Below are 14,584 nucleotides of genomic sequence, written 5' to 3' on the forward strand. Positions count from 1 at the left end.
CACGATACCTCGATCGCCCCGGTTCGCTGGGGCGATTTCTTTGAAGACCCCCTCTTCACGGCTCGGATTGGGCCGTGACGTAGGACATGACGCAGGGAGAGAGGACTAACCCGCTCTCCCCTTTGCGAATTCGCCTGAATTTCCGTGACAAGCCGTTGGAAATTTAGACAATGGCGTCATCGGGTGCAGCCGAACCGATCCAGAAAAGAACGGTCTGCGCCCAGTACAACAGGGAAGAACCCCCATGAACAAACTTTCATTGGCCGGCGCTGTACTCGCGGCGGGCCTCGCCTTGGGCGGTAGCGCGCAGGCGCAGATCAAGCTCGGCGTCGGCGGCCCGATGACCGGCCCTGCCGCCTCCTACGGCCTGCAGACCAAGGCAGGCGCCGAGATGGCGGTGAAGGACATCAACGCCAAGGGCGGCGTGCTCGGCCAGAAGATCGACGTCAGCGTCGGCGACGACCAGGCCGATCCCAAGCAGAGCGTCTCGGTCGCCAACAAATTCGTAGGCGACGGGATAACCTGGGTCATCGGCCATGTGACCTCCGGCGGCGCCATCGCTGCTTCGGATGTCTATGCCGACAACAACATCATCAACGTCACGCCGTCGGCCTCCAGCGAGAAGCTGACCGATCGCGGTTTGTGGAACACCTTCCGGACCTGCGGCCGCGACGACCAGCAGTCCAAGGTGTGGGCGGACTATGTCCTGGCTCATTTCAAGGACAAGAAGATCGCCATCGCGCATGACAAGCAGACCTATGGCGAAGGTCTTGCCAAGGGTGCGAAGAAATACCTCAACGATGCCGGCGTGAAGGAAGTGCTTTACGAGGGCGTGAATGCTGGTGAGAAGGACTATTCCGGTCTCGTCACCAAGCTGAAGTCCAGCGGTGCCGACGTGCTGCTGTGGGGCGGCTACTACACCGAGGGTGCGCTGATCCTCAAGCAGTTGCGCGACCAGGGCGGCAAGACCATCATGATGGGCGCCGACGGCCTCAACTCGCCAGAATTTGCCACCATCGGTGGTGATGCCGTGGTCGGCACGCTGATGACCTTCGCGCCCAAGATCGAAGACTACCCGGCCAATGCCGATCTGGCGAAGCGCTTCCGCGAGGGCGGCACCGATCCGGCCGGCTTCACCCTGCTGGCCTATGCCGGCGTGCAGGTGCTGGCCCAGGCGGCCGAAGAAGCCAAGTCCGCCGATCCGCAGAAGATCGCCGAGGTCATGCATTCGGGCAAGAAGTTCCAGACCGTGATCGGCGAGATCTCCTACGACAAGAAGGGCGACCTGGCCCAGCCGGCCTATGCCATCTATAGCTGGAAGAAGGCCGCGGACGGCAAGATCGCCGCCGAGCAGAACCCCTCCTGAGGCCTCTGTCTCCATCGCGATGAATGAACATGACCCGCTCCGGTTCCACCGGGGCGGGTTTTTATCTGGCGGAATTGGCGCTCTTTCGAAAAGCCCTGAACGGGCCTTCCCCTCTAAAACCAATCCCGCGTGAAGTTTGACGCGCTGACCGGTATCAGCCGAGCTTGCTCAGGATCGGAAAGGTGTTCTGCAGCCAGATCGCGAAATCGGCCATGCCGCCGGTCAGGAAGGCAACGCCTGCGACCACCAGCAGCCCGCCCATCGCCTTCTCCACCGTGCCGAGATGAGTCCGGAAGGAGCGCAGGAAACGCATGAAGGGGTTCATGGCAAAGGCGGCCACCACGAAAGGCAGTCCCAGGCCGAGCGTGTAGATGGCGAGCAAGGTCACCCCCTGGCTGACGCTGCCATCCTTGCCCGCCACGGCGATCACCGTGCCCAGAACCGGCCCGATGCAAGGCGTCCAGCCAAAGGCGAAGGCCAGCCCCATCACGAAGGCGCCCCACGGGCCGGAGCCTGTGCCGGCCTGCAGGCGCGCCTGGCGATAGAGCAGGGAAATGCGCAGGATCCCGAGAAAATGCAGGCCCATGGCGATGATGACGATACCTGCCAGCAGATAGAAGGGATCGATCGAGTTGGCCCATGAGGCGGGGAGAATCCCCTTCTCGGCCAGGGCGCTGAGGCCATTGGCCATCGCCCTGCGCAGGACGAGGAGATAGGAGGCGCCGGCACCGAGAGAGATGAAGATGGTGGCAAGGCCGGCCACGAAGCACAGGGCCGAGATCACCGCACGGCGGCGGATACTCTTGTCGATGGTCTGTCCCGTCATCTCGTCCAGCGTGGAGCCGGCTAGGAAGGTCAGATAGGGCGGCACCAGCGGCAGCACGCAGGGCGAGAGGAAGGAGAACAGGCCGGCCACGAACACGGCAGGCAAGGTAATATCGGCCATGGACCCATCCAGAACAGGCATTTACGCGTCTGCACCGCCTTTGGGCGGCGAAACCCTTGCTCTAGCGCGCCCACGCCTTTTGCCCAAGCCCGTTTCGTCGAACTCCCTGTCTCGTGATCGGAAGTGATACCAGGAGGCATTGAAAATGCCTCCTGGTTCTGTCCCGCGATTTTCGCCAAATCTTTGATTTGGTGGCGAAAATCGAAGGGTGTTCAAGTCTCGTATGCGTCAGCATATTCGAGACTTGGTATGATGTCGCAGGGCTGCCTCGGCATGAGGCCGATTGTCTCGCTCCGCCGGCGGTGCCAAGCTGCCGATGATCGGAGAACGATTCATGCGCAATCTCATTACCGATGTCGCCGGCGTGCTGGTCGGCAATGCCGAAGACGCCAGGATCGCCTCCGGCACGACGGCGGTGGTGTTCGAGGAGCCGGCCGTGGCCGCCGTCGACGTGCGCGGCGGCGCACCGGGCACGCGGGAAACCGACCTGCTCGCCCTGGAGCGGACGGTTGAGCGCATTGACGCGATCGCCTTGTCGGGCGGTTCGGCTTTCGGCCTGGAAGCCGGCGCCGGCATCGGGGCCTGGCTGGCCGAGCACGGTCGCGGCTTCCAGGTCGGCGCCGTCAGGGTTCCGATCGTTCCCGGTGCCATCCTGTTCGACCTCCTCAATGGCGGAGACAAGCGATGGGGACGCTATCCGCCCTATCGCGAACTCGGTTTCGCCGCGGCCGGGGCAGCGGCCGATACGTTCGCGCTGGGATCGGCCGGCGCCGGGCTGGGCGCCACCACGGCCGGTCTGAAAGGCGGGCTCGGTTCGGCCTCGGTACGATGCGGGCTTCATACCGTCGGGGCGCTGGTGGCCGTCAATGCCCTCGGCAGCGCGACCATCGGCGACGGCGCCCATTTCTGGGCAGCACCTTATGAGCAGGCGGCGGAGTTCGGCGGCCTCGGCCTGCCATCTCCATGGCCTGATGATGCGCTGGCGTTGCGCCACAAGGCCAGGCAGGCCGGCAACACCACGATTGCGGTGGTGGCGACCGATGCCGTGCTCACCAAGGCACAGACCAAGCATTTCGCCGTGATGGCGCAGGATGGTCTCGCCCGGGCTATTCACCCGATCCATACCCCGCTCGACGGCGATACCGTGTTTGCCGCCGCCACGGGGCGCCTAGCGCTCACTGAGCCGATCGGCGATCTGATCGCCCTCGGCACCGCGGCGGCGCATGCCCTGGCACGGGCCTGTGCCCGCGCCATCTACGAAGCAAGCGCCCTGCCCTTCCCCAGCGCTCTCCCCAGTTGGCGGGATCGCTTCGAGGGAGTGCAGGGGTCCTCGTCCGCCGTATAGTCGGAATTCTGATTTGCAGGTGACTTTCCTGTGTCATTGCGAGCGAACAACGGAATTACGGCTCAGATCCTGGGCTGTATTTCCAAAAACGGGCGAGGACGCCCGCGCTCCCAGGCACCGCCTCAACGATTGCAATAGGCGGCCGGCTCTGGCAGGTACTGCCCGTTCACCGCGACCTTTCCAGCCCAGGATATGCCATGTCTCGCCCGATCATCATTGCTCCCTCCATTCTCTCGGCCGATTTCGCCGCACTCGGCGCGGAAGTCCGGGCGATCGAGGAGGCCGGCGCCGACTGGGTGCATTACGATGTGATGGACGGGCATTTCGTGCCGAACCTCACCATCGGCGCCGGCGTCGCTGCCGCCTTGCGCCCGCATGTGCGCACCAAGCTCGATGCCCATCTGATGATCTCGCCGGCCGATCCCTATGTGGAGGATTTCGCCAAGGCCGGCTGCGACACCATTACCATCCACGCCGAGGCCGGCCCGCATCTCCATCGCTCGTTGCAGCATATCAGGAAGCTCGGCAAGCGCGCGGGCGTGGCAATCAATCCGGGCACCTCGCCCGAGGTGGTCGACTATGTGCTCGACCTCGCTGACCTCATCCTGGTGATGACGGTCAATCCCGGCTTCGGCGGCCAGGCCTTCATTCCCGAGACCTTGTCGAAGATATCAGCCATCCGGGCCCGGGTGGGCAAGCGCGACATCGATATCGAGGTCGATGGCGGCATCACGCCAGAAACCGCACCGCTGGTGGTGCGGGCCGGCGCCAATGCGCTCGTCGCCGGTTCCTATGTGTTCAAGGGCGGTCCATCCGCCTATGCCGCCAACATCGCCGCCATTCGCGAGGCTGCGACCGCCGCCCGCTGAGATATCGCGCCTCTCCCGTTTTCGATTTGCGTTTCACTTTCCCGGTGCCGCGCCTAAAAGGGCGCAAAAGGACCCTGCCATGATCCCACGCTATAGCCGCCCGCAAATGGTCTCCATCTGGGCGGAGCAGTCCCGTTTCCGCATCTGGTTCGAGATCGAGGCCCACGCCACCGACAAGCTGGCCGAGCTCGGCGTCGTGCCCAGGGAAGCGGCTGCCAAGGTCTGGGAGAAAGCCAGGGACGCAACCTTCGACGTGGCCCGCATCGACGAGATCGAACGGGAAGTGAAGCACGACGTCATCGCCTTCCTCACCCATCTGGGAGAGATCGTCGGCCCTGAAGCACGCTTCCTGCATCAGGGCATGACCTCTTCGGACGTGCTCGACACCTGCTTTGCCGTGCAGCTTTCGCGGGCCGCCGACCTGCTGATCGCCGATGTCGACGAGGTGCTCGCGGCCCTTCGCAAGCGTGCCTTGGAACATAAATACACACCCACCATCGGCCGCAGCCATGGCATCCATGCCGAGCCGGTCACCTTCGGCCTCAAGCTCGCCCAGGCCTATGCCGAGTTTGCACGCAACCGCGAGCGTCTCGTCGCTGCGCGCAAGGAAATCGCCACCTGCGCGATATCGGGCGCCGTCGGCACCTTCGCCAATATCGATCCGGCTGTGGAGGCCTATGTGGCGGAGAAGATGGGCCTTGCCGTCGAGCCAGTCTCGACGCAGGTGATCCCCCGCGATCGCCACGCGATGTTCTTTGCGACTCTCGGTGTCGTCGCCTCCTCGATCGAACGCCTCGCCACCGAAATCCGCCATCTCCAGCGTACCGAAGTGCTGGAAGCCGAGGAGTTTTTCTCCGCCGGGCAGAAGGGCTCGTCGGCCATGCCCCACAAGCGCAATCCCGTGCTGACCGAAAACCTCACCGGCCTCGCCCGCATCGTGCGCTCGGCCGTGACGCCGGCCCTGGAGAACGTGGCGCTCTGGCATGAGCGCGACATCTCGCACTCCTCCGTCGAACGCATGATCGGTCCCGACGCCACAGTCACGCTGGATTTCGCCCTGGCTCGCCTTGCCGGTGTGATCGACAAGCTGATGATCTACCCGGAAAACATGCGCCGCAATCTCGACCGCCTCGGCGGCCTGCACAACTCGCAGCGCGTGCTGTTGGCCCTCACCCAGGCCGGCGCCAGCCGCGAGGATTCCTACCGCCTGGTTCAGCGCAACGCCATGAAGGTCTGGCGTGGCGAAGGCGATTTCCTCGCTTTCCTCAAGGCCGATCCTGAGGTCTCCGCCCTGCTTTCGGATGCAGCTCTCGAAGCGATGTTCGACGAGGGCTACCATTTCAAGCATGTCGACACGATCTTCGATCGCGTCCTCGGCTCAGAAACCTGAGCCGAGGCGCGGGAACCTGCGCCGAAATCGAGCGTTCGCTTGATAGTTGTGGACGAGCGGCGCCGCGGGAGCATCCTGGCTGCCGGTTCGCCGCCTCGCTCCAATGCAGATTCGTTGATCGTGCCTGTGGCCCGATCAACGAATCTGCAAGATATCAAAGATTTGCAGAGTTTCTCGGCGAGACCTGTTCGCCGGCCTCGTCGGGAAACTCTGCTTGGAATAGGCTCATGGTCTTGAGTCGCGGCGGCCTCGATCGCCTGACGATGCACTCAATCGAGCCGGGGAAACATCGACGTGCGCATTTCCGATACCGACATCCTGATCGTACCGGGCCTCGGCAATTCCGGCCCGGGTCACTGGCAGTCGCGCTGGCAGGCGAAGCTCTCGACCGCCCGCCGCGTCGAGCAGGACGACTGGGACCATCCCGAGCGTGAAGCCTGGGTGAACAGGCTCGTGGAGGCGGTGCAGGGATCGAGCCGGCCAGCCATCGTCATCGCCCATTCGATCGGCGTGATCACCACCGTGTTCGCGGCCGAGCGTCTGAAGGGGCATGTCATCGGTGCGATGCTGGTGGCGCCGTCAGATTGGGACAAGCCGGATCTGCTGCCGGGCTATGATCTCAATTTCAATCCGATCCCGATGACGGCCCTGCCCTTCCCGTCGCTCCTGGTGGCGAGCCGGAATGATCCCTATTGCGAGATCAACCGCGCCAGTTCCTTTGCCGAGGCCTGGGACAGCGAATTCGTCGATGCGGGCGAAGCCGGCCATATCAATGTGGAATCCGGCCACGGTCCCTGGCCGGAAGGCCTGTTGCGCCTGGCTTCGTTCCTGTCAAAACTCATGCACGAGAGCCAATAGCGCGCCCAAAAAGGGCTCAATAATTCGGGCCAGTTGGCCCCGCATGGCCGCGCGCAGCCTTCAAAGCGGCCTCGGCGCCGGCGGTGAGGAAGGCCCAATCCGAACCGATGCCCATGATGTCGAAGCCAAGCTCGGCATTGCGGGCCGCCGCTTCGCCGTTGCCGCAATAGATCGCCGTCAGCTTGTTGCGGGCTTTGGCCGCGGCGAGAACCCGTTTGATCACTTCGACCGATTCCGGGAGTTGATGATCGAGCCTGGCGCCCTTGCTCAGGCTGATCGACAGATCGCTTGGCCCGACGAAGACGCCATCGAGACCCGGCACGTCGAGGATCTCCTCCAGCGCATCGGCCGCCTGCCGCGTTTCGATCATCGCGAGCGCAATCAATTGATCGTTGGCGGCGGTGCGATAGCTTTCCGTCTCCGCACCGAACAGGGAAATGGCGCGGGTACCGCCCCAGCTCCGACCGCCAACCGGCGGGTATTTCAAGGTGTCGACCAAGCGGCGGGCATCCCCCACCGAATTGATCATCGGCAGGATGGCGAGCTCGGCGCCAACATCATAGAGCCGCGCGGCATCGCCGAAACCGTCCAGGCCGACCCGCACGCCCGTCGGTGTGTTGGCCAGATGTGCTGCGCTGATCGCATCACGCGCTTCGCCGAAGGAAGCCTCGCCATGCTGCAGGTCGATGATGACGGCGTCAAACCCGGCGCGACCGAGCGCCTCTGCCATGCGCGGATAGCCCGCCCCCATCCAGGCCGCAAAGATCTTTTCGCCTTTGGCCAGGCGCGTGCGCAGCGTGGGGGCAGTCATCGCATTTCCGATCACATTGCTGCGATGCCCCGCCGAGGCGGGGCATCGCGTGAAAGATGGGTTGAATGAACACGGTCAAACGCCGTCGCTCAAACGCCGTTTTGGATTTCCTGCACGGCACGGCCGAGCAACTCGGTCATGACCTGGCGGACCTGCGGCTCGCTCATGCTCAGATTGGCTTCGGCGAAATCGCTGAGCACCTTGCGCACCACGTCGTGGTCGCCGGCCTCCTCGAAGTCCGACAGGACGACTGATTTGGCGTAGGCGTTGGCTTCGTCACCCGAAAGGCCGAGTTTTTCGGCGGCCCACAGGCCAAGGAGCTTGTTCCGGCGAGCGGTCGCCTTGAAGCGCAGATCCTCATCATGGGCGAACTTGCTTTCGAAAGCCTCTTCCCGCTTGTCGAAGGTGGTCATCCGTTAAAATCCTGTTCAGCTACCGGTTTTCCTTGAAGGACCGGCCATGCCTGTTGCATATAGGCGCGCAATCCCCAAATCAAATTAATGCGCCGTAACGCCCTCTCCTCCCGGGATGCCGGGCGTCTTGAAACTACACTCACGCCGGGCACTAGAAAATGTGCTTTGGCTCGATTCGTGAAGCTTGGTTCTGATCGGGCGCCCTGCCTGCACGAAGATTGTGCGCGGGGGCATGATCGGGTAAGTTGGCCGTGTCTCCGGTTTGCGCTCGCAAATCGAATCGCCAATTGCGCCGGCCACGGATCGCATTTCCAGGAGCCCAGGCCCTTTGACGGATTTTCTCAAACCACGGTACATCCCGATGAACCGCCGCCGCCGCATTTACGAAGGCAAGGCGAAGGTCCTCTATGAGGGTCCCGAGCCCGGCACGCTGATCCAGCACTTCAAAGACGACGCCACCGCATTCAATGCCAAGAAGCACGAGGTCATCGACGGCAAGGGCGTGCTCAACAACCGCATTTCCGAATATCTGTTCCAGAACCTCAACGATATCGGTGTGCCCACCCATTTCATCCGCCGCCTCAACATGCGCGAGCAGTTGATCCGCGAGGTGGAGATCATTCCTCTGGAGATCGTGGTCCGCAACGTCGCCGCCGGTTCCATCGCCACGCGCCTTGGCATCGAGGAAGGCACCCAGCTTCCCCGCTCGATCGTCGAATTCTACTATAAGAACGATGCCCTCAACGACCCGATGGTGTCGGAAGAGCACATCACCGCTTTCGGCTGGGCCAGCCCGCCTGAGCTCGACGACATCATGGCGCTGGCCATCCGCGTCAACGACTTCCTGTCCGGCCTGTTCCTCGGCGTCGGCATCCGCTTGGTCGATTTCAAGATCGAATGCGGACGCCTGTGGGAAAACGACATCATGCGCATCGTGCTGGCGGACGAGATCTCGCCGGACTCCTGCCGCCTGTGGGACACCAAGTCGAACGACAAGCTCGACAAGGATCGCTTCCGCCGCGACATGGGCGGGCTCGTCGAAGCCTATACTGAAGTCGCCCGCCGTCTCGGCATCATGAACGAGATGGATAATGTCGTCGTCAAGGGGCCCAAGCTGGTTCAGTGATCGCCTCGAGTGCAACAATGCGTAAGGGGCTCGCGCGTTACGGCGTTCGAGCTCTTTTTGCTGGCGTGGGTCTCCTGACCCTTGCCGGCTGTAGCCTGTTCGGCCTGTGGGCGGGTGACCCGGCCGTGTCACTGCCGGATTCCCGTTCCTGGGTGGTGCTTCCGATGCGGGCCTTCGTCTCCCGTGAGAATATCCGCGTCGACGGGCTGCAACTCTGCACCAAAATGCGCTGTGGCTATGATGCGGCGATCGAGCGCTTTACCGTCACCGGCCCGGATGCCCTGGCGATCGAGCGTTCCCTGGCCGAGCCCCAGCGGCTTGCCGCACTGCTTGCCAAACCCGACGCCAAGGCCAAGATCCCGCCCCCCAAGGTGAGCGTCGACAGTTTCGGCTCCGGCGATTGGAAGGGCATTCAGCTCGCGATGACGGGCGGCAAGAAAGCCCACCACATCAACGCCTATGCCGTCGGGCAGCGCAAGACAGGCGAGACAAGCTTCATCGTCGTCATTGCCGGCGAACCGCGCATCGCCAGGAAGCTCATCGACGAGGCGACGCAGTAGCGCCCGTAGCGCCACGCCGAAATGTGAATGCTGCTTTTCGGCATGATACGACAACAGCGACCTGCTACGGAATCGGATACCGTCCATGGACGACAAGAAACTCAGCAAATTCATGAGCCTCGTGCTTCGCCACGCGCCTGAGACGGCCGGCCTGGTGCTCGACGCGCAGGGCTGGGTCGAGATCGACGATCTCACCAAGGCCGCCGCCGAACAGTTGGGAGCCGGCCGGCAGGACATCGAACGGGTTGTCAGGGAAAGCGACAAGCAGCGCTTCGTCATCGCCGGCACGCGCATTCGCGCCAACCAAGGCCACAGCGTCGATATCGATCTCGGCCTTGCCGCCACCGTGCCGCCTGCCGAATTGTGGCACGGCACCGCAGCCTCCAACCAGGCCGGCATTTTCGCCGCCGGCCTCCAAAAACGCTCGCGCCAGCACGTGCATCTGTCCGATGACCACGATACCGCCCGCAAGGTCGCGATAAGGCGCGCCGGCCCCTGGATCATCCTGCAGGTGGATGCCCGGGCGATGCAGGCGGAGGGGCTGCGGTTCTATCACAGCGACAACGGTGTCTGGCTGACCGAGGCCGTACCATCCCGTTTCCTCAGCGTGTTCGAGACATTTTCCCGGCCCGATCGGCAAGGCAATGATTGAACCATCGCCCGGACTGCTTTAAGCGCAAGCCAAAGATTTCTCTTCGTTGGAAGGCAGGTGCTGCATGAAGGCCCGTGTGATCGTTACGCTCAAGAACGGCGTCCTCGACCCCCAGGGCAAGGCGATCGAAGGCGCTCTTGCTTCGCTTGGCATCAAGGATGTCGCTGGTGTGCGCCAGGGCAAGGTGTTCGACATCGAACTTGGCCAGGCTGATGCCGAGACGGCGCGTGAAACGCTGAAAGCCGCATGCGAAAAGCTCCTCGCCAACACGGTGATCGAGAATTACAGCATCGACATCGCCTGATGTCATTCCGGCTGCGGCCTTGCCTGGCCCGGTTGGTTGCAGCCGCGCTGTGCCTGGCCGGAGCCGACAATGCGTGTCTCGCGGAAGAACTTGTCGAGACCGGCGGCTTCAGCCTGCGCTATGATGACACCGTCTGGGTCAGGGAGACATCCGCGCCGCCGACCTTGCTCGCCTTGCGCTGCGCCGCCCCGGCCTGCCCCCCGCACGCGGTTGCGACCTTCCTGTCCGACGAACGACCCCTGCCGCTCCCGGGCTTTGCCGCCTTCGGTCCCGGAGCCGCGACAGGGGCCATGATCGAGCTGCGGATCCAGAGTCTCACCCCCGGCTCGCGCATTCGCGCCCGCCAGCCAGTCGAACCGATCATGTTAGGTGGCGCGACGGGCTATCGCGGCCTCTATGACATCGAAGACCGGGCTTTGGCGAAGACTGCCGCCGCCGTCGCCTTGCTGCGGCTTGATAACACCACCCTGGAAATAAGAATGAAGGCCGACCGGCTGACGCCGGCCGACCTGATCCTGTTCGATCGCCTCTTGGAGAAAATCGAGCTCAAAGACTGAGAGCGCCGGCGTTACCGGCCCGGCCTATCGAGCTCTACACGGTCGACGCCTTGAGGCCGGCGACACCCGCGACGATGGCGAAGGCGCTGACGATCTTCATGGCCGTCAGCGGCTCACGCAGGAAGATGTAGCCGAAGATCACCGTTCCGAGCGTACCGACGGCCGTCCAGATCGGATAGGCGACACTGACCGGCAGGCTCTTGAGCGCCAGGGTCAGCAGGCCGACCCCGCCGATCACGGCGATGACGGTTATGGCCGTCGGAAGCGGACGGGTGAACCCCTCCGCATATTTCATGCTCAGGGCGAAAATCACTTCGAAGACCGCTGCTGCGGCCAGATAGAGCCAAGCCATGATGGCTATCCTTTGCAAAACTGAATTCATCTCATGTGAAACACGAGCCTTCCCCGCCGTATTAAGTGATTGACTTTCAAAACAACAAATTCGAAGTTCTCACTCGATGGGTGATTTCAATTCATGCATAACAACCCTGGGCCCGACCACAGCGTGATGTCGATGCGCGTGGGAAAGATAACGCGGCCACGGGATGAAGCCTGGCCCGTCGTGTCAGCTCGGAGCCGATGATGCGCCGCTTGCCGCCCCTCGCCTCCCTGCGCACCTTCGAGGCTGCTGCACGGCAGGAAAGCTTCAAGAAGGCAGCGGCTGAACTCGGCGTCACCGCGACCGCCGTCAGCCATCAGATTCGCCAGCTCGAAGCCTATCTCGACGTCTCCCTGTTCGAACGGCAGACCCGCAGGGTTCGCCTGACCGTCGAAGGCCGCAGCCTCTATCCGGCTTTGCGCGCCGCCCTGGACGCCATGGCCGACGCTGTTGAAACCGTCAGGAAACGCCCACGCCGGCGTATTGCGACCCTCTCGGCGACCGTCGCCTTCACGGCAAAACTGCTCGTGCCGCGCGTCGCCACGCTGCGCAGCCTGCATCCTGGCTGGGATCTGCGCCTGCACGCCTCCGACGACACCGTAGACCTCAACGCCGGCGATGCGGACGCCGCCATCCGCTATGGGCTCGGCCACTATGCCGGCATGACCGCCCTCCCCTTGCTGACGGACAGATTCGCACCGGTCTGCAGTCCCCGCCTGCCCGTGTATGAACCGATCGATCTCCCCAGCGCAGCGCTCCTGCATTTCGACTGGGGCCCGATCGCCTCGACGGTGGACGTTCCCAATTGGCGTAGTTGGGCCCGGCGCGCCGGCATCGAGCACCTCGATCCAGACAGCGGCATCAGCTTCAACGACGAAAGCAGCGCCATCCAGGCTGCCATCGCCGGCCAGGGCGTTGCTCTGCTGAGCCTGTCGCTGGTCGCCGACGAACTTGCCTCAGGCGTGCTGGTGCAGCCCTTCGGCCCGATCATGGAGGGGCTGAAGTTCAGCTTCGTCTATCCGGAAGGCGCGGAGAACCGGCCGGCGGTGGCCGTGCTGAAGGACTGGGTCCTGGCCGAGTTTGCCGAGGGTGTTCCTCGCTCACCCGAGCAAGACGGCAAGACTGCCGCCACACCGGGGCATTCAGGGTAGTTTCGCCCAGTTTCCGGGCTCGGCTTCCACTCTTTGCTTGACCCCGCTGCCCCTCTGGAACCATATGCGCACGCATGGCAGAGGCTGGACGCCACAGTCTCCAGGCATCATTGCCGCAACGAACAAGCAGGATCCGATGAAAGCAGCTGTCGTCATTTTTCCCGGTTCCAACCGTGAAGGGGACGTCGCCAAGGCCCTCAGGCAGGCCGGCGCACATGTCGACATGATCTGGCATGCCGACACCGAGCTGCCGGCAGGAACCGATCTGGTCGTGCTCCCCGGCGGCTTCTCCTATGGCGACTATCTGCGTTGCGGCGCCATCGCCGCCCGTGCCGCCATCATGGATGCCATCCGCCACCACGCCGAACGTGGCGGCCTCGTGCTCGGCATCTGCAACGGCTTCCAGATCATCACCGATGGCGGCCTGCTGCCCGGCGTGCTGATGCGCAATGCCGATCTCAAATTCATCTGCAAGCGTGTTCATCTCAGGGTAGAGCGCACCGATACGGCCTATACCAACATCTATCGCCAGGGGCAGGCCATCGATGTCTGCGTCGCCCATGGCGAGGGCAACTACTTCTGCAGCTCCGAGACCTTGACGCAGCTCGAAGGCGATGGCCTGGTGGCTTTCCGTTATTGCGATGCCGCCGGCAAGGTCAGCGCCGCCACCAATCCCAACGGCTCGCTCAACAATATCGCCGGGATCTATTCGGCCAATCGGCGCGTTCTCGGCATGATGCCGCATCCCGAAAACCTGATCGATCCCCTGGCCGGCGGCACGGATGGCCGCGGCCTGTTCACCAGTGTCGTCAATGCCATGGCTTCGGCCTGATCGTCGACGACGATGCAGGATTGAGGGCCAATGACGCGCAAGGTTCACCTGATCACCACGGGCGGCACGATCGCCTCCCGGCGTGACGAAAGCACCGGCGACGTTGTCGCCGGCCTCGACGGACAGGCGCTGCGCGCCATGCTGCATGATCCGCTGCCCGGGATCGAGATCGAGGTCGAGGAGTTCTGCAACCTCAACAGCTTCGCCATCGACCTGCCCATGGCCTTCGCCTTGGCCACTCGCATCAACGAGCTTCTGGCGCTGGAAGATTGTGAGGGTGTGGTCGTCACCCACGGCACCGACACCATGGAGGAGAGCGCCTATCTCGCCGACCTCCTGCTCGCCTCGGACAAGCCTGTGGTCTTTACCGGCGCCCAGCGCGCAGCCGATGAACCCGATGCCGACGGGCCGCGCAACATTGCCGATTCCATCCGCCTCGCTGCGGCGCCCGCCGCGCGCGGGCTTGGCGCGATGATCTGTTTCGAGCAGGAATTCCACGCCGCCCGAGACGTGAGCAAGACGCATACCTCGCGCACCGACACCTTCATGTCCTGGGAACACGGCAAGCTCGGCGAGATCGACGCAGGTGCGATCTGCCTGCATCGTCGCCCGGCCCTGCGGCGCGCCTACGCACCCAGCACCATCGAGCCCAATGTCACGCTGATCCGCCTCGCCATGGGCATGGATGGCGGTTATCTCAATTATGCCGCCGATCACGGCAGCAAGGCTATCGTGCTGGAAGGGTTCGGACGCGGCAACACTCCGCCAGCCGTGACCAAGGCCGTCGCTGATGTCATCAAGCGTGGCGTTCCGGTGATCATCTGCTCGCGCTGTCCGCGTGGTCGGGTGCTGCCCGTCTATGGCAATGGAGGGGCTACCGATCTCCAGCGCGCCGGAGCCATCTTCGCCGGAGACCTCAGCGGCCATAAGGCACGTCTTCTCGCCGCCGTCCTGCTTGGCCAGGGTCTCGACATGGAAGCGCTGCGGGCGGAAATCGAGTATCTGGGCGGTTAACCGCCCAGCGT

At 63.5% G+C, this 14,584-nt stretch carries 17 protein-coding genes; 13 read left to right on the top strand and 4 right to left on the bottom strand.

Going from position 1 to position 14,584, the window contains the following annotated elements:
• Positions 1 to 244 precede the first annotated feature (244 nt).
• Complete coding sequence (locus ACR9ZN_RS12945) at positions 245 to 1,366, top strand: branched-chain amino acid ABC transporter substrate-binding protein (RefSeq protein ID WP_454814247.1); 1,122 nt, start codon at positions 245 to 247, stop codon at positions 1,364 to 1,366.
• Between the two features lie 154 nt (positions 1,367 to 1,520).
• Here ACR9ZN_RS12945 and ACR9ZN_RS12950 read toward each other — a convergent pair whose 3' ends face one another.
• Positions 1,521 to 2,312: a cytochrome c biogenesis CcdA family protein gene (locus ACR9ZN_RS12950; RefSeq protein WP_434956856.1), complete on the bottom strand. Its 792-nt coding sequence runs from the start codon at positions 2,310 to 2,312 to the stop codon at positions 1,521 to 1,523.
• A gap of 334 nt (positions 2,313 to 2,646) precedes the next feature.
• On the opposite strand from ACR9ZN_RS12950, the gene ACR9ZN_RS12955 reads away from it, so the two are divergent.
• The 4 genes from ACR9ZN_RS12955 (at position 2,647) to ACR9ZN_RS12970 (ending at position 6,774) form a co-directional block, all read left to right on the top strand.
• A complete protein-coding gene (locus ACR9ZN_RS12955; protein WP_481272405.1) occupies positions 2,647 to 3,657 on the top strand; it encodes a P1 family peptidase in 1,011 nt (336 codons plus the stop codon).
• 197 nt (positions 3,658 to 3,854) lie between these two features.
• Positions 3,855 to 4,526 (top strand): ribulose-phosphate 3-epimerase, encoded by a 672-nt coding sequence (gene rpe, locus ACR9ZN_RS12960; protein WP_434956858.1) that lies wholly within the window; start codon positions 3,855 to 3,857, stop codon positions 4,524 to 4,526.
• Between the two features lie 79 nt (positions 4,527 to 4,605).
• Positions 4,606 to 5,916, top strand: a complete 1,311-nt coding sequence (purB, locus tag ACR9ZN_RS12965) for an adenylosuccinate lyase (RefSeq protein WP_434956859.1) — start codon at positions 4,606 to 4,608, stop codon at positions 5,914 to 5,916.
• Between the two features lie 294 nt (positions 5,917 to 6,210).
• Complete coding sequence (locus ACR9ZN_RS12970; protein WP_434956860.1) at positions 6,211 to 6,774, top strand: RBBP9/YdeN family alpha/beta hydrolase; 564 nt, start codon at positions 6,211 to 6,213, stop codon at positions 6,772 to 6,774.
• Positions 6,775 to 6,790: 16 nt separating this feature from the next.
• Here the strand turns inward: ACR9ZN_RS12970 and ACR9ZN_RS12975 are convergent, their stop codons facing one another.
• Positions 6,791 to 7,585 (bottom strand): HpcH/HpaI aldolase family protein, encoded by a 795-nt coding sequence (locus ACR9ZN_RS12975; protein ID WP_481272406.1) that lies wholly within the window; start codon positions 7,583 to 7,585, stop codon positions 6,791 to 6,793.
• Between the two features lie 89 nt (positions 7,586 to 7,674).
• Complete coding sequence (locus ACR9ZN_RS12980; RefSeq protein WP_311938783.1) at positions 7,675 to 7,998, bottom strand: DUF1476 domain-containing protein; 324 nt, start codon at positions 7,996 to 7,998, stop codon at positions 7,675 to 7,677.
• A gap of 361 nt (positions 7,999 to 8,359) precedes the next feature.
• Between ACR9ZN_RS12980 and purC the strand changes: the two genes are divergently transcribed.
• From purC to ACR9ZN_RS13005, 5 genes are all read left to right on the top strand, one after another.
• Positions 8,360 to 9,124 (top strand): phosphoribosylaminoimidazolesuccinocarboxamide synthase, encoded by a 765-nt coding sequence (gene purC, locus ACR9ZN_RS12985; RefSeq protein ID WP_434956862.1) that lies wholly within the window; start codon positions 8,360 to 8,362, stop codon positions 9,122 to 9,124.
• 17 nt (positions 9,125 to 9,141) lie between these two features.
• A complete protein-coding gene (locus ACR9ZN_RS12990) occupies positions 9,142 to 9,684 on the top strand; it encodes a hypothetical protein (RefSeq protein ID WP_454814252.1) in 543 nt (180 codons plus the stop codon).
• Between the two features lie 85 nt (positions 9,685 to 9,769).
• On the top strand, positions 9,770 to 10,336 hold the full coding sequence (locus ACR9ZN_RS12995; RefSeq protein WP_454814253.1) for an RNA 2'-phosphotransferase: 567 nt from the start codon (positions 9,770 to 9,772) through the stop codon (positions 10,334 to 10,336).
• A 64-nt stretch (positions 10,337 to 10,400) separates the two neighbouring features.
• Positions 10,401 to 10,640 carry a phosphoribosylformylglycinamidine synthase subunit PurS gene (gene purS / locus ACR9ZN_RS13000; protein WP_149254815.1) on the top strand — a complete coding sequence of 80 codons (240 nt, stop codon included), beginning with the start codon at positions 10,401 to 10,403 and terminating at the stop codon, positions 10,638 to 10,640.
• Positions 10,640 to 11,197 (top strand): hypothetical protein, encoded by a 558-nt coding sequence (locus ACR9ZN_RS13005; RefSeq protein WP_454814254.1) that lies wholly within the window; start codon positions 10,640 to 10,642, stop codon positions 11,195 to 11,197. Before purS ends, ACR9ZN_RS13005 begins: the two co-directional genes overlap by 1 nt.
• Positions 11,198 to 11,231: 34 nt before the next feature.
• Here the strand turns inward: ACR9ZN_RS13005 and ACR9ZN_RS13010 are convergent, their stop codons facing one another.
• On the bottom strand, positions 11,232 to 11,579 hold the full coding sequence (locus tag ACR9ZN_RS13010) for a DMT family transporter (RefSeq protein ID WP_454814256.1): 348 nt from the start codon (positions 11,577 to 11,579) through the stop codon (positions 11,232 to 11,234).
• A 197-nt stretch (positions 11,580 to 11,776) separates the two neighbouring features.
• Between ACR9ZN_RS13010 and gcvA the strand changes: the two genes are divergently transcribed.
• From gcvA to ACR9ZN_RS13025, 3 genes are all read left to right on the top strand, one after another.
• Positions 11,777 to 12,727: a transcriptional regulator GcvA gene (gene gcvA / locus ACR9ZN_RS13015; protein WP_481272407.1), complete on the top strand. Its 951-nt coding sequence runs from the start codon at positions 11,777 to 11,779 to the stop codon at positions 12,725 to 12,727.
• Positions 12,728 to 12,863: 136 nt separating this feature from the next.
• On the top strand, positions 12,864 to 13,559 hold the full coding sequence (purQ, locus tag ACR9ZN_RS13020; RefSeq protein WP_434956868.1) for a phosphoribosylformylglycinamidine synthase subunit PurQ: 696 nt from the start codon (positions 12,864 to 12,866) through the stop codon (positions 13,557 to 13,559).
• Between the two features lie 30 nt (positions 13,560 to 13,589).
• Complete coding sequence (locus tag ACR9ZN_RS13025; RefSeq protein WP_441773467.1) at positions 13,590 to 14,573, top strand: asparaginase; 984 nt, start codon at positions 13,590 to 13,592, stop codon at positions 14,571 to 14,573.
• Positions 14,574 to 14,584 lie beyond the last annotated feature (11 nt).

It is taken from the genome of Labrys sp. HAY1-8F (assembly GCF_056754975.1).

What these genes read in the sequence shown, in the direction of transcription:
- ACR9ZN_RS12995 (WP_454814253.1), top strand. Translation starts at nt 9,770, where the DNA reads ATGGACGACAAGAAACTCAGCAAATTCATGAGCCTCGTGCTTCGCCAC.
- ACR9ZN_RS12990 (WP_454814252.1), top strand. Translation starts at nt 9,142, where the DNA reads ATGCGTAAGGGGCTCGCGCGTTACGGCGTTCGAGCTCTTTTTGCTGGC.
- ACR9ZN_RS12945 (WP_454814247.1), top strand. Translation starts at nt 245, where the DNA reads ATGAACAAACTTTCATTGGCCGGCGCTGTACTCGCGGCGGGCCTCGCC.
- purB (WP_434956859.1), top strand. Translation starts at nt 4,606, where the DNA reads ATGATCCCACGCTATAGCCGCCCGCAAATGGTCTCCATCTGGGCGGAG.
- rpe (WP_434956858.1), top strand. Translation starts at nt 3,855, where the DNA reads ATGTCTCGCCCGATCATCATTGCTCCCTCCATTCTCTCGGCCGATTTC.
- ACR9ZN_RS13005 (WP_454814254.1), top strand. Translation starts at nt 10,640, where the DNA reads ATGTCATTCCGGCTGCGGCCTTGCCTGGCCCGGTTGGTTGCAGCCGCG.
- purS (WP_149254815.1), top strand. Translation starts at nt 10,401, where the DNA reads ATGAAGGCCCGTGTGATCGTTACGCTCAAGAACGGCGTCCTCGACCCC.
- ACR9ZN_RS12955 (WP_481272405.1), top strand. Translation starts at nt 2,647, where the DNA reads ATGCGCAATCTCATTACCGATGTCGCCGGCGTGCTGGTCGGCAATGCC.
- purC (WP_434956862.1), top strand. Translation starts at nt 8,360, where the DNA reads ATGAACCGCCGCCGCCGCATTTACGAAGGCAAGGCGAAGGTCCTCTAT.
- ACR9ZN_RS12975 (WP_481272406.1), bottom strand. Translation starts at nt 7,585, where the DNA reads ATGACTGCCCCCACGCTGCGCACGCGCCTGGCCAAAGGCGAAAAGATC.
- ACR9ZN_RS12980 (WP_311938783.1), bottom strand. Translation starts at nt 7,998, where the DNA reads ATGACCACCTTCGACAAGCGGGAAGAGGCTTTCGAAAGCAAGTTCGCC.
- purQ (WP_434956868.1), top strand. Translation starts at nt 12,864, where the DNA reads ATGAAAGCAGCTGTCGTCATTTTTCCCGGTTCCAACCGTGAAGGGGAC.
- gcvA (WP_481272407.1), top strand. Translation starts at nt 11,777, where the DNA reads ATGATGCGCCGCTTGCCGCCCCTCGCCTCCCTGCGCACCTTCGAGGCT.
- ACR9ZN_RS13010 (WP_454814256.1), bottom strand. Translation starts at nt 11,579, where the DNA reads ATGAATTCAGTTTTGCAAAGGATAGCCATCATGGCTTGGCTCTATCTG.
- ACR9ZN_RS12950 (WP_434956856.1), bottom strand. Translation starts at nt 2,312, where the DNA reads ATGGCCGATATTACCTTGCCTGCCGTGTTCGTGGCCGGCCTGTTCTCC.
- ACR9ZN_RS13025 (WP_441773467.1), top strand. Translation starts at nt 13,590, where the DNA reads ATGACGCGCAAGGTTCACCTGATCACCACGGGCGGCACGATCGCCTCC.